Below are 20,981 nucleotides of genomic sequence, written 5' to 3' on the forward strand. Positions count from 1 at the left end.
CGTTCTCGACGCGATCGCCGTCCCGCGAAAGGGCCCGGCACCGATGCCTTCCGGTGCCGGGCCCCTTCCCTGTGCCGGCTTCGTCCGGACCCTCAACCGGAGAAGCCGACGTGCGCGAGCCGCAGCGGGCCGCGCAGTCGGAGGCGGACGTCGTGCACGCCCTCGGCCGCGACCGCGGCGCCGACCGTGGTGTAGTCGTACGGGCCACCGGCTCCGGAGAGCGTCAGCACGGCCAGTGCCGGACCCCCGTCCAGTGACACCTCCACCACGCCCTCGCCGGCCACCGTCGCCGTCACCTGTGTGACGCCGTTGCCGAAGTCGCAGTCGCGGTAGAGCAGTTCACCGGACCGGCCCCCGGCCGCCGTCACCGCGTCGCCCGACGCCTTGGTGCGGTCGACGATCTCCACGCCGCTCTGCTCGTCGAAGTCGGCGCCGTCCAGGCCGCGTTCGCGGACCGGGCGCGGTGCGGCCGGGTCGCCGTCGAGGAGCACGGTCGTCCGCAGCCGGACGTCCTCGCTGGACGCGCCGACCAGGATGTCGTACGGGCCCGGCTCGCGGCGCCACCGGCCGTGGGCCACGTCCCAGAACTCGAAGGCGGACAAGGGTACTTCGAAGGTCAGCCCGGTCCGGGAGCCCGGCTCCAGGGTGATCCGCCGGTGGTCGGCCAGCTCGCGGCGCGGGCGCGGGACCGAGGGGTCCGCGGCGCGCGTGTAGAGCTGGACGACCTCGTCGGCCGTCACATCGCCGGTGTTCGTCACCGTGCAGGAGACGTGCACCGCGTCCCTCGTCACTCGCGCGGTCAGGTCGCCGTAGGAGAACGACGCGTACGACAGGCCGTGGCCGAACGGGAAGAGCGGGGTGCCCTCGAAGTACAGGTAGGTCTGGCGGCTGCCGATCACGTCGTAGTCGAGGAGGTCGGGCAGATCGGCGTCCTCGGCGTACCAGGTCTGCGGCAGCCGGCCCGCCGGTGAGACGTCGCCGGCCAGCACGCGGGCCAGTGCGGTGCCGGCCGCCTGGCCGCCGTGGGCCGTCCACAGCAGCGCCGGCAGGGGGCCGGGCTCGACGGCGTAGGGGTAGGCGGAGACCAGTGCCAGCACCGTGTTCGGGTTGGCGGCGCTGGCGGACCGCAGCAGCCGCTCCTGCTGGGCGGGCAGGCGCAGGGTCGTACGGTCCTCGGTCTCGCGGCCGTTGATGTGCGGGTCGTTGCCCGCGACCACCAGCACCACGTCGGCCTGTGCCGCGACGCGGGCCACCGCCTCCTCGCCGCGCTCGACGACGACCAGGTCGAAGACTTCCGCGTTCGCCTCGGCAACCTTCACGCCGTCGGCGGCGACAGAGACGTGGCGACCGGTGCCGACATGCCGCAGGAGGTGTCCGTTTCCGTGGGGTTCCAACCGGAAGGTCTCCTGGACGACCCAGCCGCCGGGCTGGTCCGCGGAGGCGCGTACCCAGCCGTCCTCGGCGACCGAGAGGTAGCGGCCGTCGGGCGCGCGCAGCGTCAGCAGGCCCTCGCCCCAGTCGACGAGCGCGAGTTCGGTGCCGGCCGGGTCGGTCGTCAGGGGAGGCAGGTCCGTGCGGCCCGCGAGGAGCGCGGGGTCCAGCGCGCCCTCGGCGCCCCGCACCTTGTCGTCGGCGTCCGCCTCGGGGACGTGCAGGAACGCGCCCGTCGAGGTCCTCAGCCGGATACGGTCCACGCCCTCCGCGAACTCCACGCGCTCGGCGCCGAACCGCTCGTACAGGCCCTCCAGTGGGGTGGAGCGGTGGATGAGGGTGCCGCTGTACCAGTCGAGCTTGCACTCGTCGGCGAGCAGGCCCACCACGGCGATGCGGGTGTCGGGGGCCAGCGGCAGCACACCGTCGTTCCTCAGCAGTACGACCGCCTGCTCGGCGGCCTCCTGCGCGAGCGCGCGGTGCTCGGGGGTGTCGAAGGCGCCGGGCTCGTCGTGTCCGTCGAACTCGCCGAGGCGGAAGCGGACCGAGAGGTGGTGGCGGACCGCGGTGTCGATGTCGGCCTCGGTCAACAGGCCCTGTTCCACGGCCCCCTTGATCCGGGCGACGATCTTCGTGCTGTCCGTGCCGTGGTCGGTGAAGCTGTCGACGCCGGCGAGCAGCGAGGCCGCCGTCGCCTCCTCGTGGGTGTCGAAGTAGTGCTCGGAGTCGACCAGGTTGGACGGCGCGCTCGCGTCCGAACAGACCAGCAGGTCATCGTCCGTCCAGGCGCGCAGGTGCTCGCGCAGGTACGGGGAGACGTGGTTGGGGCGGCCGTTGACCAGGTTGTAGGCCGGCATCACACCGGCCACCGCGCCCGCCTCGACCGTCTCGCGGAAGGCGCGCAGGTCGTACTCGTGCAGGACGCGCGGGCGGACGGAGGAGGACGAAGTGTCCCGGTCCGTCTCGTTGTTGTGGGCCAGCCAGTGCTTGAGGACCGGTGCGGTGCGCCAGTACGTCGGGTGGTCGCCGCGCAGGCCGTGCGTGTAGGCGGTGGCGATCGCCGAGGTCAGCTTGGGGTCCTCGGAGTAGCCCTCCTCGTTGCGGCCCCACAGGGGGTGGCGCAGCAGGTTGACCGTCGGGGCCCAGACGTTGAGGCCGATACGGTCGTCGCGGGCGCGCATCGCGCGGATCTCCGCGGACACCGCCTCGCCGACCCACCGTACGAGCTCGGTGTTCCAGGTCGCGCCGAGGCCGACCGCCTGTGGGAAGACCGTCGCCGGGCCCATCCAGGCCACGCCGTGCAGGGCCTCCTGGCCGGTGCGGAACGCGGCGACGCCGAGCCGTTCGACGGCCGGGGCGAACTGGTGCAGGAACCCGATCTTTTCGTCGAGGGTAAGCCGTGCCAGCAGATCGTCGATGCGCTTCGCGAACGGCAGGTGCGGATCGCGGAATGGCGGTGTGGGCGGCGTGGGTGCGGTCACGTTGAGGATCCCTTGCGATGGATCGGTGCGATGCTTTCGAAGCGCTTCGATGCTCATTCGACGTAAGGGCGCGTGTCAAGGGACCAGCGCCAACACTTCAAGTGGTGCATGAGAAAAGGTCACCTCTGTCGCCTAGGAGGAATCTTGGAAGCCACCCTTGTGCGCCCCCGGACGTTCACTTAACCTCACAGCAACATCGAAGCGCTTCGACTATCAGAGTTCCTCCCCTTGGTCGGAGAATCGCTTCAGCTCAGCCAGTTCCACTTAAGACACCGCAGCCGACGGCCCACCGCCGGGTGTCCAGGTGCGCCACGAAGGGTTGACGCAATGACGCCGAACGCCTCCTCCGCCTCCTCCGCGCCCAGCAGGAGAAGCTTCCTCGCCTCCTCGGCGGTTGCCGCCGCAGCGGTGGCGGGAGGGATGCCGCTGCTCTCCGCCTGTGGCGGTTCGGACAGCGACTCGCGCGACGGCACCACGTCGGGCAAGGACGCGAAGAAGATCCTCCCGGCCTACGTCGCCAGCAACGTCGTCGTGCCGGACCTCCCGGCCAAGAACGGCTCCGCGGTCGGCTTCACCAGCAAGCTGGACCTGGCCGACCTGAAGACCTCGGTGCCCAAGAAGCTCGGCAAGGGCGGCCAGGTCACCATCATGTCCCCGTTCTGGGGCTCCCCGCCGAAGGGCGACAACGCCTACTACAAGGCGATGAACGACCTGATCGGTGTCGACGTCAAGTGGCAGAACCAGGACGGCAACACCTACGACCAGAAGCTCGGCGCGGTCCTCGCCTCCAGCGACGTACCCGATGTGGTGGTCGTCCCCGGCTGGAACATGGGCGGCAAGATACCCAGCGCCATCATCAGCAAGTTCGCCGACCTCGGCCCCTACCTCTCCGGGGACGCGGTCAAGGACTACCCGAACCTCGCGGCCATTCCGACCGGCGCCTGGCAGCGCTCCATCTTCGGCGGCAAGCTGCGCGGCCTGCCGATGCCGGCCTCCTACGTCGGCAACATCGTGCCCCTCTACCGCCAGGACATCTTCGACAAGGAGGGGTACGAAATCCCCACCTCCTGCGACGAGTTCATGGCCCTGGCCAAGGACATCACCAACGCCAAGGCCAAGCGCTGGGCGTGTTTGGACATGAAGTGGACCGCCTTCGGCGCCTTCGGCGTGCTCTCCGGCGGCGAGAAGCCGCTCGGCTGGAACCTGGTCGACGGCAAGCTGATCAACCGTGTCGAGACCGAGGAGTTCCTCGAAGCGCTGGAGTGGTCCCGCAAGTTGTACGCCGCCGGCGTCGTCCACCCCGACTCCGGGATGGGCAAGAACGCCCCGGACCCGGGCCCCAAGTTCGCCAAGGGTGAGCTCCTGATCTACCCCGCGGACCTCTCGGGGTGGTATGGCCGCACCGCCGAACAGGCCGCCCAGAACCCCGACTTCAAGGCCTGGGGCATGGACATCTGGGGCCACGACGGCGGCAAGCCCACCTTGTGGGCCACGCAGCCGGCCAACATCTTCGCCTTCGTCAACAAGAACGCCTCCGAGTCGGTCGTCCGCGACGTGCTCGCCGTCGCCAACGTCACCGCGGCGCCGTACGGCACCAAGGAGTACATGATGACCAACTACGGTGTGGAGGGGACCCACTACACCGTCAAGGACGGCGTCCCCAGCAAGACCGACCAGGGCAACATCGACGTGGTGAACGCCTACGTCATGGTCGCGAGCCCCTCCCCGACCCTTGCCCACCCCGACTATCCGGAGGTCACGAGGGGCCAGGTCGAGTGGCAGCAGCGGATGGGCGCTTTCACCAAGAAGTCCTCCTTCTGGGGCATGCAGATCACCGAGCCCAGCCGCTACACCAACCTCTCCAACGACTTCGAGCAGCTGGAGGACGACATCGTCCGCGGCCGCAAGAAGATCAGCGACATGCAGCAGGCCGTCTCCGACTGGAAGAGCAAGGGCGGCGACAGGCTGCGCGACTGGTACAAGCAGATCCTCGACGAGAACGGTTCCGCGGCCAACTGACCCCATACCGAGGCAAGGAGAACGGCCGTGTCGCACAGCACGGTGCCTCGGAGCAGCGCCGAGGCCGATTCGACGGAGAAGACCCCGGTGGCACCCGGCGGCGCCACCGGTCCCCGTAAGAAACCACCCTCGGCAAAGCTGAGTCTGCGGATCAGGTTCAGGCGCGACCGCGTCCTGCTCCTGATGACGCTGCCGGCCGTCGCCCTCGTCCTGCTCTTCAACTACGTGCCGATCCTCGGCAACGTGGTCGCCTTCCAGGACTACGACCCCTACATCAGCGACAACGGCGTCGTGTCCATGCTGAACAGCCCCTGGGTGGGGCTGGAGAACTTCCAGCGGATCTTCGAGGACTCCGCCTTCTGGCAGGCGGTCCAGAACACCCTGGTGCTGTTCTTCCTCCAGCTCGTGCTGTTCTTCCCGATCCCGATCGCGCTCGCGCTGCTCATCAACAGCGTGCTCAGGCCCCGGGTCCGGGCGTTCGCGCAGGCCGTCCTCTACCTGCCGCACTTCTTCTCGTGGGTGCTGGTCATCGCGGTCTTCCAGCAGTTGCTCGGCGGCGCCGGACTGCTCTCGCAGCTGCTGCGCGACCACGGCCACAACGGCCTCAACGTCATGACGGACCCGAACACCTTCAAGTTCCTGGTCACCGCGCAGACCGTGTGGAAGGACGCCGGCTGGGGGATCATCGTCTTCCTCGCCGCGCTGGCAGCCGTCAGTCCCGATCTGTACGAGGCCGCCGCGATGGACGGCGCCAACCGCTGGCGCCGGATGTGGCACGTGACCCTGCCCGCGCTGCGGCCGGTGATCGCGCTGCTGCTGGTGCTGCGCGTCGGCGACGCCCTGACGGTCGGCTTCGAACAGATCCTCTTGCAACGAGAAGCCGTCGGACCAGGGGCCTCGGAGGTCCTCGACACCTTCGTGTGGTGGAACGGCGTCCGCAACCAGGACTTCGGCTACGCGGCCGCCGCCGGACTCGTCAAGGGCGTCATCAGTATCGGCCTCGTCCTGGCCGCGAACAAGGTGGCCCATCTCATGGGCGAGCAGGGGGTGTACAAGAAGTGACCGCCGTGATCGACAAACCCGCGCGCAAGCCGAGCCGGTGGGCCGCGCCGCCCCGCCCGGTGTGGGAGGAGCAGCCGTCCAAGGCGGGCCTGGCGAGCAAGAGCCTCGTCCTCGGCTTCGCCTGCCTCGCGATCCTGTTCCCGCTGTGGATCGTCGTCGTCACCAGTCTCTCCTCGCGCAAGACCATCGATGAGGCCGGCGGTCTGGTGATGGTGCCGAAGGACATCACCTTCGTCGCCTACCAGGAGCTGCTCAGCGGCGGCCAGGTCACCCGGGCGACGATCATCAGCATCCTGATCACGCTGGTGGGTACGGCGTTCTCGATGACCGTGTCCGTGCTCTGCGCGTACGGCCTGTCGCGCACCGGCTCGGTGGGGCACCGCTGGATCCTGATGGCCCTGCTGGCGACCATGTTCTTCAGCGCCGGTCTCATCCCCACGTATCTGCTGGTGCAGACCCTCGGACTGACGGACAGCTATCTCGCGCTGATCCTGCCGAGCGCGATCAGCGTGTTCAACATCCTGGTGCTACGCGGGTTCTTCATGGGCATCTCGCAGGAGCTCATCGACAGCGCGCGGATCGACGGGGCGGGGGACTTCCGCATCCTGTGGAAGATCGTGCTGCCGCTGTCCCGGGCCGTCATCGCGGTGATCACGCTGTTCTACGCGGTCGGCTACTGGAGCGCCTGGTTCAACGCCTCGCTGTACCTGAACGACCAGGACATGATGCCGCTGCAGAACGTCATGATCCAGCTGCTGCAGAAGCAGGAGGCTCCCACGGGCATGGGGCAGGCCATCAAGACGGGGCAGTTGTCGGGGCTGGCGGTGCAGATGGCCGTGATGGTGATGGCGTTGCTTCCGGTGGCCGTGCTTTCGCCGTTCGTCCAGCGGCACTTCAAGAAGGGCATGCTCACGGGGGCGGTGAAGGGGTAGCAGCCGCGCCCACTGAACGGGGTGCTTCCGGTCCACGGCGGCTGAGGGTCCGTCGTGGCTGGTCGCGCAGTTCCCCGCGCCCCTTGGGTACGTCCCCTGCCCTTTCTCGATTAGCGAGGTATATGTCATGAGCGCGTCATATCCTGGTCGTCGTGCCGTTCTCGCCGGAGCGGCTGCCGCCGCCGCTGTCACCGCCCTTCCCTTCACGCAGGGGCCTGCGCAGGCCGCCACCGCCCCCGCCTACCGCTGGCGCAACGCCGCCATGGGCGGCACCGGATTCATCTCCGGCGTCCTCTTCCACCCAGCCGTCCGCGGGCTCGCCTACGCCCGCACCGACATCGGCGGCGCCTACCGCTGGGACGACCGCACCGCCCGCTGGACCCCGCTGACCGACCACCTCGGCTGGGACGACTGGAACCTGCTCGGGGTCGAGGCGATGGCCGTGGACCCCGCCCACCCGAACCGGCTGTACCTGGCCCTCGGCACGTACACCCAGTCCTGGGCCGGGAACGGGGCGGTCCTGCGCTCCGACGACCGGGGCGCCACCTGGACCCGCACCGACCTGACCGTGAAGCTCGGCGCCAACGAGGACGGCCGGGGCGCGGGCGAGCGGCTGCTCGTCGACCCACGCGACAGCGACACCCTGTGGCTGGGGACCAGACACGACGGGCTCCTCAAGTCCACCGACCGGGGCGCCACCTGGGCAGCGACGACCGGCTTCCCGGGCACCCCGAGCGGCAGCGGGCAGGGCGTCACCCTGCTCGTCGCCGCCGGCCGCACCCTGTACGCGGGCTGGGGCGACTCCGACGGCAGCTCGCCCAACCTGTTCCGCACGACCGACGGCACCACCTGGGAGGCCGTCCCCGGGCAGCCCTCCGGCACCGCCGCGAAGGTGCCGATCCGCGCCGCGTACGACCGGCAGACCCGCGAGCTGTACGTGACGTACGCGAACGCGCCCGGCCCCAACGGGCAGTCCGACGGCAGCGTGCACAAGCTGGGCCACGGCAGTTGGCGTGAGGTCACGCCGGTGCGGCCGGGCGGGACGACCGAAGACGGTTCGGCCGACACGTTCGGCTACGGCGGCGTCGCCGTCGACGCCCGCCGTCCCGGCACCGTCGTCGTCTCCACCAACAACCGCTGGTCGGCCGTCGACACCGTGTACCGCAGCACCGACGGCGGCCGCAGCTGGACCTCCCTCAAGGACTCCGCCGTCTTCGACGTGTCCGAGACCCCCTATCTCAGATGGGGCAACGACGCCCCCAAGTTCGGCTGGTGGATCCAGGCGCTGGCCCTCGACCCGTACGACTCACGGCACCTCGTCTACGGCACCGGCGCCACCCTCTACGGCACGCGCGACCTCAAGCGCTGGGCTCCGCAGATCCGCGGTCTGGAGGAGACCTCCGTCGTCCGGCTGATCTCGCCGCCGGTCGGAACGGCGCACCTGCTCAGCGCCAACGGGGACATCGGCGTGATGTACCACGACTCGCTCACGGCATCTCCCTCGCGCGGCATGGCCACGAACCCCGTGTTCGGGTCGGCGACGGGACTCGCGCAGGCCGCGGCGAAGCCGGAGTACGTCGTCCGCACGGGCTGGGGCGACCACGGCAACGGCTCCTACTCGAACGACGGCGGCAAGACCTGGGCACCCTTCGCGGCGCAGCCCGACCTCGCCAAGGACGCGCCCGGCCCGATCGCCACCAACACCGACGGCAGTGTGCTCCTGTGGGTCTTCGCGCACTGGGACGGCACGAAGTACCCGGCCTACCGCTCGACGGACAACGGCGCCACCTGGTCCGAGGTCACTTCCTTTCCGAAGGGCGCCACGCCGGTCGCCGACCCGGCCGACCCGGCGCTGTTCTACGCGTACGACACCGACTCGGGAACGCTGCTCGCCAGCACCGACAGCGGCGTCTCCTTCACCGCGCGTGCGACCGGGCTGCCCGCCGGAGACAGCCAGTTCCAGCTGGCCGCCGCGCCCGGTCGCTCCGGTGACCTGTGGCTCAGCACCAAGGAGTCCGGGCTGTACCGCTCCACCGACGGTGGCACCGGCTTCACCAAGGTCGACAGCTGCCGGGCCTCGCACACACTGGGCTTCGGCAAGGCCGCCAACGGCGCCTCCTACCCGGCGATCTACATGGTCGGCGCGACCGAGGGCTCCAACGCCGTCCACCGCTCCGACGACGAGGGGAAGACCTGGGTGCGCGTCAACGACGACCGGCACCAGTGGGGCTGGACCGGCAGGGCCGTCACCGGCGACCCGCGCGTGTACGGCCGCGTCTACCTGGCCACCAACGGCCGCGGCGTCCAGTACGGGGAGCCCGTCTGATGCCCGACCTGAGCACGGCGACGAAGGGCCGCATCCTCTTCGGCGGCGACTACAACCCCGAGCAGTGGCCCGAGGAGACCTGGCACGAGGACGTCCGGCTCATGAGGGACGCCGGGGTCAACTCCGTCACCCTCGGCGTCTTCTCCTGGGCGAAGCTCGAACCACACCCGGGGGCAAGGGAGTTCGGCTGGCTGGACCGGCTCATGGACCTGATGCACGGCAACGGCATCGGCGTCGTCCTCGCCACCCCCACCGCCTCGCCCCCGCCCTGGATGGGCCGCCTGTACCCCGACACCCTGCCCGTCACCGAGGACGGCCGCACCGAGTGGTGGGGCGGCCGCCAGCACTTCTCGCACTCCAGCGCCACCTACCGCCGCCACGCCGCCGCCATCACCGAGGCCCTCGCCGCCCGCTACGGCAGCCACCCGGCCCTCACCATGTGGCACATCAACAACGAGTACTGCACCTACGACTGGGGCGACGAGGCCGCCGCCCGCTTCCGCGGCTGGCTCCAACGCAGGTACGGCTCGCTCGACGCCCTCAACACCGCCTGGGGGACGGCCTTCTGGAGCCAGGGCTACGGAGACTGGGCGGAGATCCTGCCGCCCCGCAACGCCCACTACCTGAAGAACCCCGCCCAGGTGCTGGACTTCAAGCGGTTCACCTCCGACATGCTCCTGGAGTGTTACACCGCCGAGCGCGACATCGTCCGCCGGCACACCCCGCACCTCCCGGTCACCACCAACTTCATGCCGCTGTGGGCGGGGCAGGACGCCTGGCGCTGGGCCGAGGAGGAGGACGTCGTCTCCGTCGACCTCTACCCCGACCCGCGCGACCCGCTCGGCGCCCAGAGCGGCGCCCTGGTCCAGGACATGACCCGCTCCCAGGCGCGCGGGCCGTGGATGCTGATGGAGCAGGCGGCCGGGCCGGTGAACTGGCGGGGCGTCAACCACCCCAAGCCGTACGGCCTCAACCGCCTCTGGTCGCTCCAGGCCGTGGCCCGGGGTGCGGACGCCGTCTGCTACTTCCAGTGGCGCCAGTCCCGGCAGGGCGCGGAGAAGTTCCACTCGGGGATGGTCAGCCACGCGGGGCAGCAGGGGCGCACGTACCAGGAGATCAAGCGGCTGGGCGCCGAACTGGCCGAAATCTCCAGCGAGGTGACGAACAGTCACACCGGCAACGACATCGCGATCCTGCACGACTGGCACTCCTGGTGGGCCGGCGCCCACGAGGGCCGTCTGTCCACCGAGGTCGACTATCCGCAGATTCTCACCGCCTGGCACCGCGCCCTGTGGCAGGCCCACCTCGCCACCGACTTCGCCCACCCCGAGCACGATCTGACCGGCTACAAGCTGGTCGTCGTACCGCAGTTGTACGCGCTCACCGACGCGGCGATCGAGAACCTCCTCGCGTACGTCCGCCAGGGCGGCACCCTCGTCTCCGGCTTCCTCACCGGCGTCGCAGACGAGGACGACCGGGTGCGCCCCGGCGGCATGGACGCGCGGCTGCGCGAGCTGTTCGGCATCCGCGTCCTGCACGAGTGGTGGCCGCTGGAGGCGGGGGAGGGCGTCGAGTGCGACGGCCTGCGCGGCACGCTGTGGTCCGAGGAGATCGAGGCCGCGGACACCGTCGACGACATCGTCCGCTACAAGGGCGGCGAGCTCGACGGGCTGCCCGCCGTGCTGCGCACCGGCCGCGCCTGGTACCTCTCCACGCTCCCCGAGCCGGACGACCTGCGCGCGCTGCTGGCCCGGATCGCCGCGGGCGCGGGTGTGCGGCCCGTGCTCGACGGACTGCCCGCGGGCGTCGAGGCCGTCCGCCGCGGCGAGGCGCTGTTCGTGCTCAACCACGGGCGCGAGCCGGTCACCGTCGCCGTCCCCGGCACCCACCGCGACCTGCTGACGGGGGCGGCGGTCACGGACGAGCTCACCCTCGGCCGCTACGGAGCGGCGGTGCTCAAACGATGACCGAAGCCCCCGTCCACACCACCTGGGAGCCCACCCCCGCCACCCGCTGGGAGGACGCCTTCCTCAGCGGCAACGGCCACCACGGCGCCCTCGTGTTCGGCGATCCGAACGACGACCGAGTGATTGTCACCCATCACACCCTGGTCCGCCCGAACGGAAGCGAGCACACCCGTCCGCCGCAGCTCGCCGCCGGCCTCCCCGCGCTCCAGGACCGACTCCTCGCCGGGGAGAAGACCGCCGCCGAGAGCTTCACGGACGGCCGCCCCCTCCAGTGGGTACAGCCCTTCCACCCGGCGTTCGCGATCCGGCTGCGCAGACCGCCCGGCGACGCGCACGCCTACCGCCGCTCCGTCGACTTCACCACCGGCGAGGCCACCGCCGAGTGCGCCGACTGGACCAGCCACGTCTTCGTCTCCCGCGCCGACGACGTGATCGTCCAGCGGATCACGTCCCCCGGCCCGACCCTCGACATCTCCCTCGACCACCGCCTCCCCGGCGCCCCCGCAGGCCTCGGCGTCGGCCACGGCGCCGTGCTCACCCCCGAGGGCGCCCTGCTGACCCTGCGCGCCCGCTACCCCGACAGCGACCGCGCCTACACCGGCGTGACCTTCGTCGTGGTCACCGGCGGCACCTCGACCCTCGTGCCGCCCGGCGTGCGCGTCGAGGGCGCCACGTCGGTCCTGCTGCTCACCCGGGTCCGACGGCACACCGGCGAACTCGACGTGATCGAGGCCGGCCGTGCCCTGCGCGACCTGCCCATGGACTACGACGGACTCCTCGACCGCCATGCCGCCCTCCACCGCACCGCCTACGACCGTGTCACCCTCGACCTCGGCGGCGACCCCGCCGAACGCGCCCTACCAGGCTCGGAGTTGCTCAAACGGACCCGCGGCACGGCCTTGACGGAGCGGCTCTTCGCGGCCGGCCGCTACCACCTGCTGTCCAGCAGCGGCCTTCTCCCGCCCCGCCTCGTCGGCCTGTGGACCGGCGACTGGGACACGGCCTGGTCGGGCGCCTTCACCACCAACGCCAACCTCAACCTCCAGACCGCCTCCGCGGCAGCCGCCGACCTCCCCGAAGTCACCGCATCACTGGCGGGACTGATCCACCGTCAGCTCCCAGACTGGCGGGACAACGCCCGCGCGATCTTCGGCACCAGGGGTGTCGTCGCGCCCTCGCACACCGACGGCGAGTCCGGGCACACGTACCACTTCAGCCGTGAGTACCCGCTGCACCTGTGGACCGCGGGCGCCGACTGGCTGCTCAAACCACTCGTCGACCACGACGAGACGCGCGGCGCACACGACCCGCGCACGGCCGCCGCGCTCGCCGAAGTGGCCCTGTTCTACGAGGACTTCCTCACCCGCACCGACGACGACGGCCGGCTGGTCGTCGTGCCCTCCTACTCACCCGAGAACCGGCCCGCGAACGCGAGCTGGGGCGCGGTCAACGCGGCCATGGACCTCTCCGCGGCCCGGCACGCGCTGCACACGGCCGCCGCGTACCACCCCGAGCACGCCGACCGCTGGAGAGCGCTCGCCGAGAAACTCCCCCCGCACCGGATGAACGAGGACGGCGCCCTCGCCGAATGGGCCCGGCCCGGCCTGGCGGACACCTACGACCACCGCCACCTCAGCCACCTCTACGCCGTCTGGCCGCTCGACGAGATCAACCCCTACGACACCCCCCACCTCGCACGGGCCGCCCACCGCGCGCTCCAACTCCGCGGCGCCGAGAACGACTCCGCGCACGGCCACCTCCACCACGCCCTCGTCGCGGCCCGCCTGCGCGACGGCGACCGCGTCGCCCACGCCCTCGGCCAGGTCCTGGACGGCGACTTCTTCCACGCCTCCCTGATGAGCGCGCACTACCCGAACCGCGACGTCTACAACGCCGACGCCGCCCACGCCCTGCCCGCCGTGCTGATCGAGATGCTCGTGCAGTCCACCCCCGACCGGCTGGTCCTGCTGCCCGCGCTGCCGAAGACGTGTCCGAGCGGCGAACTCCGCGGTGTCCGCACCCGGTTCGGGGCCTCGATCGACCTCAGCTGGACCCCCGAGGAAGCGACCGCGGTGATACGCCCCACGCGCACCGTCCGGATCGACCTCAGGACTTCCACCGGCGCGAGACCGCTCGACCTCGTCGCCGGAGAAGACCACGTCCTCACTCCGGGGATGTGGTAACCCCCGCAATTCCCCCCACCCATGGAAGGGACGCCATGGCAACAACCCGCACACCGAGCAGGATCGCCAAGGCCCTGCTGGCCCCGGCCCTCGCGCTGGGCGCCACCGTCGGCCTCGCCTCCGCCCCCGCCCACGCCGCCGTCTGGAGCTCCTGCGACCAGTGGGGCAACACCAGCCTGAACGGCTACACGCTCTACAACAACATCTGGGGCTCCGGCGCCGGCAGCCAGTGCATCTGGGCCAACTCCGGCACCAACTGGGGAGTCTGGGCCAACCATCCCAACACCGGCGGCATCAAGTCCTACCCCAACGCCAAGAAGGTGATCAACAAGACGATCGCCTCCATCGGCTCGCTCACCAGCAACTACAGCGTCACCGTGCCGTCGTCCGGCGCGTACAACACGTCGTACGACATCTGGGACACCGACTACGACTACGAGATCATGCTCTGGGTCAACTACAACGGCGCCGTCGGCCCCCTCGGCACCTCGCAAGGGTCCGTGACCCTCGGCGGCCACACCTGGAACGTCTACAAGGGCAACAACGGCGCCAACGAGGTGTTCTCCTTCCTGCGCACCTCGGACTCCACCTCCGGCACCGTGAACATCAAGCCGATCCTCACCTGGATCTCCGGCACCAAGGGCTGGATGTCGAGCAACGAGACCATCGGCGACGTGCAGTTCGGCTACGAGATCACCTCGTCGTCCGGCGGTCTGGACTTCCGGACCGACAACCTGACCGTCAGCAGCAGCTGACGCGTCCTCGGGGCCGGGGCCGGACCGTCAGGCGCGGTCCACCTCGGCCCGCAGGGCGTTGTAGCCGGCGAAGGCCGTCTCGACGTCGGCGCGGGTCAGGCCGTAGCGGGACAGGTCGTACCGGTGCGGGCGGGAGCCCTTGGGGCGGGCCACGACCCCGGGCAGCCGGGCGGCCTCCGCGTCGGTCCAGCGGGCGCCGACGGCGGCGTAGAGCTTCGGGACGCCGCCGGTGGCCGGGTCGGCGCCCAGCCAGGAGTACGGGACGTCCACCAGGGACTCCGGCGGGATGTCCGCCCGTGCGGCGATGCCACGCTCGGCGGACCGGCCGAGCAGCTCCAGCCAGGTGGCGCCGATGCCGTGCAGGTCCAGAGGGCGCACGCTGAGGCCCATGCCGTGCTCGACCAGGCTGCAGAACGACGCCATGACGGTGACCGGGTCGCGGTGCGTCCATACGATCGTGGCGTCGGGGAAGACCGTGCGCAGCGCCGGCAGATGCTCCAGGTGCATGGGGGACTTCAGCACCCAGCGGCGCCGCGGGCGGCCGTACTGCAGGACCTGGTAGACCCGCTTGAGGTGGCGGTAGTCGGGGACGAAGTCGTGCTCGTAGTGCCAGTCCCGGTACGCCGGTATGGGCGCCTGCGCCAGCGGCATCAGGGCGTGCGGCAGGGCGAAGGTGCACTCCTCGGGTCCGTCGGCGACCAGCGGGTGGATGTCCCGGAAGCCCGGCGCGAACAGGTCGGTGCCGCGCACGAGTTGGCGTGCGGGCGCCATCGCCTTGCGCAGCTGCCCGGGCGGCACGTCGAGGCCTGGGGAGAGCAGCTCCCACAGCAGGGGGCTGCGGTGCTCGTCCGACAGGGACAGCACGCCGTGGGTGAGCGTGGTCGCCGTGCGCGGCAGGCCCACCACGAACACCGGCCGCTCGATCGGTTCCTCCGCGATGGCGGGGTTGTCGGCGATCAGCCGGCCGATCCGGGCCCGGTTGGTGAGATGCCTGCGCACATGGGTCTGTGCCGACTGCCAGCCCGTCGGAGTGAGGTTCTCGGCCCCGGCCCACCAGCGCAGCAGGGAGCGGAAGCCGTCGACGAACTCCCGGTCCGCCGACGTCTCCCCGGTCACGAAGGCCTCGGTGCGGATCCGGTCGAAGATCCGGTCGGGCGTACGACGGGAACGGAAACCCGGCCGCAGCAGCAGGTCGGTCAGGGCAAGGGCGATCGAGGACGAGGACACTCAGGGAGCCTAACGCAGTCGAAATTGCTTGCGGGTAACGGAAGTTGGCGGCCGGTCCCGTCCCCACGGGACCGGCCGCCCTTACGGCACGGCTACTCCGCCACGGGCAGCCGCGCCTCGTCCCGCAGGAACAGCGGGATGCGGTCCAGCGGGGCGTCGACCGTCACGGCCGTACCGCCCCGGTACGTCTCACCCGTCCATGCGTCCGTCCAGACCGCGCCCGCCGGGAGATACGCCGTGCGGGCCGTGGCGCCCGCCGTCAGTACCGGGGCGACCAGCAGATCCCGGCCGAAGAGATAGGCGTCGTCGACCGACCAGGCCGCCGGGTCCTCGGGGAACTCAAGGAACAGCGGCCGCATCACCGGCAGCCCCTCCTCGTGCGCCTCGCGCATCACGTCCAGGACGTAGGGCTTCAGTCGCTCGCGCAGGCGCAGGTACCGCGCCAGGATCTCGCCGGCCTCCTCGCCGTACGACCAGACCTCGTTGGGGCCGCCCGTCATCTCCGGGCCCAGCGGCATGCCCGGGTCGCGGAAGCCGTGCAGCCGCATCAGCGGGGACAGCGCGCCGAACTGGAACCAGCGGACCATCACCTCCCGGTACGCCGGGTCGTCCGGGTCGCCGCCGTGGAAGCCGCCGATGTCCGTGTTCCACCAAGGGATGCCGGAGAGCGCGGTGTTGAGGCCGGCCGCGATCTGGCGGCGCAGCGTCGGGAAGTCGGTGCCGATGTCACCGGACCACAGGGCGGCGCCGTAGCGCTGACTGCCCGCCCACGCCGAGCGGTTGAGGGAGACGATCTCGGACTCGCCCTCCGCGAGCAGTCCCTCGTAGAAGGTGCGGGCGTTCTCGGCCGGATAGAGGTTGCCCACCTCCAGGCCGGGGCCCGCCCAGTACCGCAGGTTCTCCTGGAAGCCCGGCTTCAGCTCCGGCTCGCAGGCGTCCAGCCAGAAGGCCGTGATGCCGTACGGCAGCAGGTAGTTGTCGCGAACCTTCGACCACACGAACTCCCGGGCGTCCGGGTTCGTGGCGTCGTAGAAGGCGACCTGGACGGTGGAGGCCACCTCCTTGTCCGGCCAGTCGGCGTGCGCCATCGGGCCGTACTGGGTGCCGATGAAGTAGCCGCGCTGCTCCATCACCGGATGGTTCTCCGACAGCGGCGACACCGACGGCCAGACGCTCACCACGAGCTTGACGCCGAGCTCCTCCAGCTCGCGGACCATCGCCCCCGGGTCAGGCCACTCGTTCAGGTCGAACTTCCACTCGCCCAGGTGCGTCCAGTGGAAGAAGTCGCAGACGATCACGTCCAGGGGCAGGCCCCGGCGCTTGTACTCCCGTGCCACGCCGAGGAGTTCGTCCTGGGTGCGGTAGCGCAGCTTGCACTGCCAGAACCCGGCCGCCCACTCGGGCAGCATCGGCGTCCGGCCGGTCACCGCGCTGTACCGGCGCTGGGCGTCGGCCGGGGCGCCCGCGGTGATCCAGTAGTCGATCTGCCGGGCCGAGTCGGCGACCCAGCGCGTGCCGTTGTGCGCCAGCTCCACGCGGCCGATCGCCGGGTTGTTCCACAGCAGGGTGTAGCCGCGGCTGGAGGTGAGCACCGGGATGCCGACCTCGGCGTTGCGCTGGACCAGGTCCAGGACCAGGCCCTTCTGGTCCAGCCGGCCGTGCTGGTGCTGGCCGAGGCCGTAGAGCTTCTCGTCGTCGTAGGCGGCGAAGCGCTGCTCAAGGCGGTGGTGGCCGTTGCCGACGGCCGTGTACAGGCGCGAGCCCGGCCACCAGAAGTGGGCGCGCTCCTCGGCGAGGATCTCCGCGCCGTCGGAGGTGCGCAGAAAGCGGATCAGGCCCTCGGCGCCGATCTCGACGGTGAGCGAGCCGACGGTCAACTGCCCCCTGCCGTCATCGATCTTGACGGTGGACGAGGTGGCCGGAGCCTCGGTGAGCAGAGCGCCGGGCAGCCCCTCCAGGACCGGCCCGCCGAGCCGTGCCCGCACCCGCACCGCGTCCGGCCCCCAAGGCTCGACGCGCACGGTCTCCTGTCGGCCGCTCCACTCCAGCGCGCCGTCCCGCTCGCGGAACGTGCCGACGGTGGGGGAGGACTGGGCGAGGCTGACTGCTTGCGTTGCGGCAGGCTGATTCACGAGGCGAACTCCTGAACGATGGCAGGGTGATGCCGCCCCCGAGGGAGCCGCACGGGAGACGTACTGGTCAGGAAGCGGCCGGCCCCGAGCTCGCCCGGACCGTCAACTCAGGGGAGATGAGCACGACTTCGTCCTTGCCCCGCCCGTCCAGCTTGGCGACGAGATGCTCGACGGCGTGCCGGCCCATCTCCTGCGCGGGGATGGACACGGACGTCAGCCGCACCGAGGCCTGGGTGGCGACCTGGTCGGGGCAGACCGCGACCACCGACACGTCCTCCGGAACGGCACGGCCCTGCTGGCGCAGCAGGGCGAGCAGCGGTTCGACCGCCGACTCGTTCTGTACGACGAACCCCGTGGTGCCCGGGCGCTCGTCGAGGATGCGGGCGAGCGTGACGGCCATCGCGTCGTAGCCGCCCTCGCACGGCCGGTGCAGCAGCCGTACGCCCAACTCCTGGGCGCGGGAGCGTAGTCCGTCGAGGGTGCGCTCGGCGAAACCGGTGTGGCGTTCGTAGACGGCGGGGGCCTCGCCGATGACAGCGATGTCGCGGTGCCCGAGCATCGCCAGATGCTCCACGCACAGCGCACCGGTCGCCCGGAAGTCCAGATCGACGCAGGTCAGCCCGGAGGTGTCGGCGGGGAGGCCGATCAGTACGGAGGGCTGGTCGGTGCCGCGCAGCAACGGCAGCCGCTCGTCGTCGAGTTCGACGTCCATCAGGATCATCGCGTCGGCGAGCCCGCTGCCGGTGACCCGGCGCACCGCGTCGGGGCCCTCCTCGCCGGTGAGTAGCAGCACGTCGTAGCCGTGCGTACGGGCCGTGGTGGCCACCGCGATGGCGATCTCCATCATCACCGGCACATACATGTCGGTGCGCAGCGGGATCATCAGCGCGATGATGTTCGACCGGTTGCTGGCCAGGGCGCGCGCGCCCGCGTTCGGGTGGTACCCCAGCTCGCGGATGCTCTGCTCGACCCGCAGCCGGGTGGTCGCGGAGATGGACCGCTTGCCGCTGAGGACATAGCTCACCGTGCTCGCCGAGACTCCGGCGTGCTGGGCGACCTCGGCGAGGGTGACCATCCAGCTCTCCAAGCTTTGTGAAGCGCTTCGACAGTGCGCACTGCGAATACGGGCGGGTGAGGGTGGTTCGACAGTAGCTCCACCAAGGGTGGGTGTCCATAGTCAATCGAAGCGCTTCGACAGCCAATTTCCCGGGCGCTACGGCAACCCTCGCACGACCGGGGCCCGCCGAGTGGCGCACACGCACAGTCCCCCCGGAGGGCCCCCTGATGCAACACCGCAGGCACGGGGCGACTTGACACCGAGGCGTATTCCGTCGACATCGGCCGAACGGCCGCACGCAGGGTGGTGGCCTCGCCCCGGATCGGGTACATACGATCGAGTAGCACCGGTCAGTAACGTACGGTCCTCAAGATCCCTATTCGCGGCGAGGTGAGCCTCATGTCCGCACCACCCACCAAGCCCACTGTCACCGAACGTGAGGCACGCCAGGTGGCGGAGGCCGCCCGGCAGCAGGAATGGCGCAAGCCCAGCTTCGCCAAGGAACTGTTCCTCGGCCGCTTCCGCCTCGACCTCATCCACCCCCACCCCATGCCGACCGACGAGGCCGCCCAGCGCGGCGAGGAGTTCCTCGCCAAACTCCGCGACTTCGTCGAGACGAAGGTCGACGGCGGCCTGATCGAGCGCGAGGCCCGGATCCCCGACGAGGTGATCAGCGGCCTCAAGGACCTCGGCGCCCTCGGCATGAAGATCGACACCAAGTACGGCGGCCTCGGCCTCACCCAGGTGTACTACAACAAGGCGCTGACCCTGGCGGGCTCGGCCTCACCCGCGATCGGCGTCCTGCTCTCCGCGCACCAGTCGATCGGCGTACCCCAGCCGCTGAAGCTGTTCGGCACCCCGGAGCAGAAGGAACGCTTCCTGCCCCGCTGCGCCCGCACCGACATCTCCGCGTTCCTGCTCACGGAACCGGACGTCGGCTCCGACCCGGCGCGCCTGGCCACCTCCGCCGTACCGGACGGGGACGAGTACGTCCTCGACGGGGTGAAGCTGTGGACCACCAACGGCGTGGTCGCCGACCTGCTCGTCGTCATGGCCCGCGTCCCGAAGTCCGAGGACCACAAGGGCGGCATCACCGCCTTCGTGGTGGAGACCAACTCGCCCGGCATCACCGTCGAGAACCGCAACGCCTTCATGGGCCTGCGCGGCATCGAGAACGGCGTCACCCGCTTCCACCAGGTCCGGGTCCCGGCAGCCAACCGCATCGGACCGGAGGGCGCGGGCCTGAAGATCGCGCTGACGACCCTCAACACCGGTCGGCTCTCGCTGCCCGCCTCCTGCGTCGCCGCCGGCAAGTGGTGCCTGAAGATCGCCCGCGAGTGGTCGGCCGCGCGCGAGCAGTGGGGCAAGCCGGTCGCCCACCACGAAGCCGTCGGCTCGAAGATCTCCTTCATCGCGGCCACCACCTTCGCCCTGGAGGCCGTGACGGACCTGGCCTCGCAGATGGCCGACGAGGACCGCAACGACATCCGCATCGAAGGCGCCCTCGCCAAGCTGTACGCCTCGGAGATGGCCTGGCTGATGGCCGACGAACTCGTCCAGATCCGCGGCGGACGCGGCTTCGAGACGGCCGACTCCCTGCGCGCCCGCGGCGAACGCGCGGTCCCCGCCGAGCAGGTCCTGCGCGACCTGCGCATCAACCGCATCTTCGAGGGCTCCACGGAGATCATGCACCTCCTCATCGCCCGCGAGGCCGTCGACGCCCACCTCTCGGTCGCCGGTGACCTCATCGACCCCGACAAGTCCCTGTCGGACAAGGCGAAGGCGGGCGCGAGCGCCGGCGTCTTCTACGCCCGGTGGCTGCCGAAACTGGTCGCAGGACAAGGCCAACTGCCCTACTCCTACAGCGAGTTCAAAAACGGCGTCGACCTGTCCGTGCATCTGCGCTACGTCGAGCGCACCGCCCGCAAGCTCGCCCGCTCCACCTTCTACGCCATGTCCCGCTGGCAGGGCCGCATGGAGAGCAAGCAGGGCTTCCTCGGCCGGATCGTCGACATCGGCGCGGAACTGTTCGCGATGAGCGCGGTCTGTGTGCGCGCCGAGCACCTGCGCGGCCGGGGCGAGAACGGCCGCGAGGCCTACCAACTCGCCGACGCCTTCTGCCGCCAGTCCCGGCTGCGCGTCGAGGAGCTCTTCGGCCGCCTGTGGTCCAACACCGACGACCTCGACCGCAAGGTCGTCAAGGGCGTCCTGTCCGGCACCTACGAGTGGCTGGAACAGGGCATCGTCGACCCCTCGGGCGACGGCCCGTGGATCGCCGACGCGACCCCCGGCCCGAGCGAACACGAGAACGTCCACCGCCCGATTCGCTGACCGACCCCCGACCGGGTGTTCCCCTCGGCCCTCATGAGGGGGACACCCTGTCCTCCCCGACACCCGTTGCGGCAACAA

Annotated in this window: 12 protein-coding genes; 8 read left to right on the top strand and 4 right to left on the bottom strand. The window is 70.6% G+C overall.

The annotated features are described in order from the left end of the window. Positions 1–92 precede the first annotated feature (92 nt). The gene (locus AB0Q90_RS39570; RefSeq protein WP_363165233.1) at positions 93–2,912 is read right to left on the bottom strand and encodes a glycoside hydrolase family 3 C-terminal domain-containing protein; all 2,820 of its coding nucleotides are present in this window, start codon (positions 2,910–2,912) and stop codon (positions 93–95) included. Positions 2,913–3,239: 327 nt separating this feature from the next. On the opposite strand from AB0Q90_RS39570, the gene AB0Q90_RS39575 reads away from it, so the two are divergent. From AB0Q90_RS39575 to AB0Q90_RS39605, 7 genes are all read left to right on the top strand, one after another. Beyond that, the gene (locus AB0Q90_RS39575) at positions 3,240–4,931 is read left to right on the top strand and encodes an extracellular solute-binding protein (RefSeq protein ID WP_363165232.1); all 1,692 of its coding nucleotides are present in this window, start codon (positions 3,240–3,242) and stop codon (positions 4,929–4,931) included. 27 nt (positions 4,932–4,958) lie between these two features. Continuing rightward, positions 4,959–5,993, top strand: a complete 1,035-nt coding sequence (locus tag AB0Q90_RS39580) for an ABC transporter permease subunit (protein WP_363165231.1) — start codon at positions 4,959–4,961, stop codon at positions 5,991–5,993. Next, positions 5,990–6,925, top strand: a complete 936-nt coding sequence (locus AB0Q90_RS39585; RefSeq protein WP_363165230.1) for a carbohydrate ABC transporter permease — start codon at positions 5,990–5,992, stop codon at positions 6,923–6,925. The genes AB0Q90_RS39580 and AB0Q90_RS39585 overlap by 4 nt, the downstream gene beginning before the upstream one ends. Positions 6,926–7,052: 127 nt before the next feature. Beyond that, on the top strand, positions 7,053–9,251 hold the full coding sequence (locus AB0Q90_RS39590; protein ID WP_363165229.1) for a sialidase family protein: 2,199 nt from the start codon (positions 7,053–7,055) through the stop codon (positions 9,249–9,251). Next, positions 9,251–11,218 (top strand): beta-galactosidase, encoded by a 1,968-nt coding sequence (locus AB0Q90_RS39595; RefSeq protein WP_363165228.1) that lies wholly within the window; start codon positions 9,251–9,253, stop codon positions 11,216–11,218. Before AB0Q90_RS39590 ends, AB0Q90_RS39595 begins: the two co-directional genes overlap by 1 nt. Further along, positions 11,215–13,401, top strand: a complete 2,187-nt coding sequence (locus AB0Q90_RS39600; protein WP_363165227.1) for a glycoside hydrolase N-terminal domain-containing protein — start codon at positions 11,215–11,217, stop codon at positions 13,399–13,401. Before AB0Q90_RS39595 ends, AB0Q90_RS39600 begins: the two co-directional genes overlap by 4 nt. Positions 13,402–13,436: 35 nt before the next feature. After that, positions 13,437–14,156 carry a hypothetical protein gene (locus AB0Q90_RS39605; protein WP_363165226.1) on the top strand — a complete coding sequence of 240 codons (720 nt, stop codon included), beginning with the start codon at positions 13,437–13,439 and terminating at the stop codon, positions 14,154–14,156. A gap of 27 nt (positions 14,157–14,183) precedes the next feature. On the opposite strand, the gene AB0Q90_RS39610 is transcribed toward AB0Q90_RS39605, so the two are convergent. From AB0Q90_RS39610 to AB0Q90_RS39620, 3 genes are all read right to left on the bottom strand, one after another. Beyond that, positions 14,184–15,383, bottom strand: coding sequence for a sulfotransferase (locus tag AB0Q90_RS39610; RefSeq protein ID WP_363165225.1), 1,200 nt, complete (start codon positions 15,381–15,383; stop codon positions 14,184–14,186). Between the two features lie 92 nt (positions 15,384–15,475). After that, positions 15,476–17,515, bottom strand: coding sequence for a glycoside hydrolase family 31 protein (locus tag AB0Q90_RS39615; RefSeq protein ID WP_363165224.1), 2,040 nt, complete (start codon positions 17,513–17,515; stop codon positions 15,476–15,478). Between the two features lie 67 nt (positions 17,516–17,582). Continuing rightward, a complete protein-coding gene (locus tag AB0Q90_RS39620; protein WP_363165223.1) occupies positions 17,583–18,590 on the bottom strand; it encodes a LacI family DNA-binding transcriptional regulator in 1,008 nt (335 codons plus the stop codon). Between the two features lie 381 nt (positions 18,591–18,971). Here AB0Q90_RS39620 and AB0Q90_RS39625 point away from each other — a divergent pair, with 381 nt between their 5' ends. Beyond that, positions 18,972–20,903 (top strand): acyl-CoA dehydrogenase family protein, encoded by a 1,932-nt coding sequence (locus AB0Q90_RS39625; RefSeq protein ID WP_363165222.1) that lies wholly within the window; start codon positions 18,972–18,974, stop codon positions 20,901–20,903. The last annotated feature ends 78 nt before the right edge of the window (positions 20,904–20,981 follow it).

It is taken from the genome of Streptomyces sp. NPDC079141 (assembly GCF_040686775.1).
Taxonomy (GTDB): Bacteria; Actinomycetota; Actinomycetes; order Streptomycetales; family Streptomycetaceae; genus Streptomyces.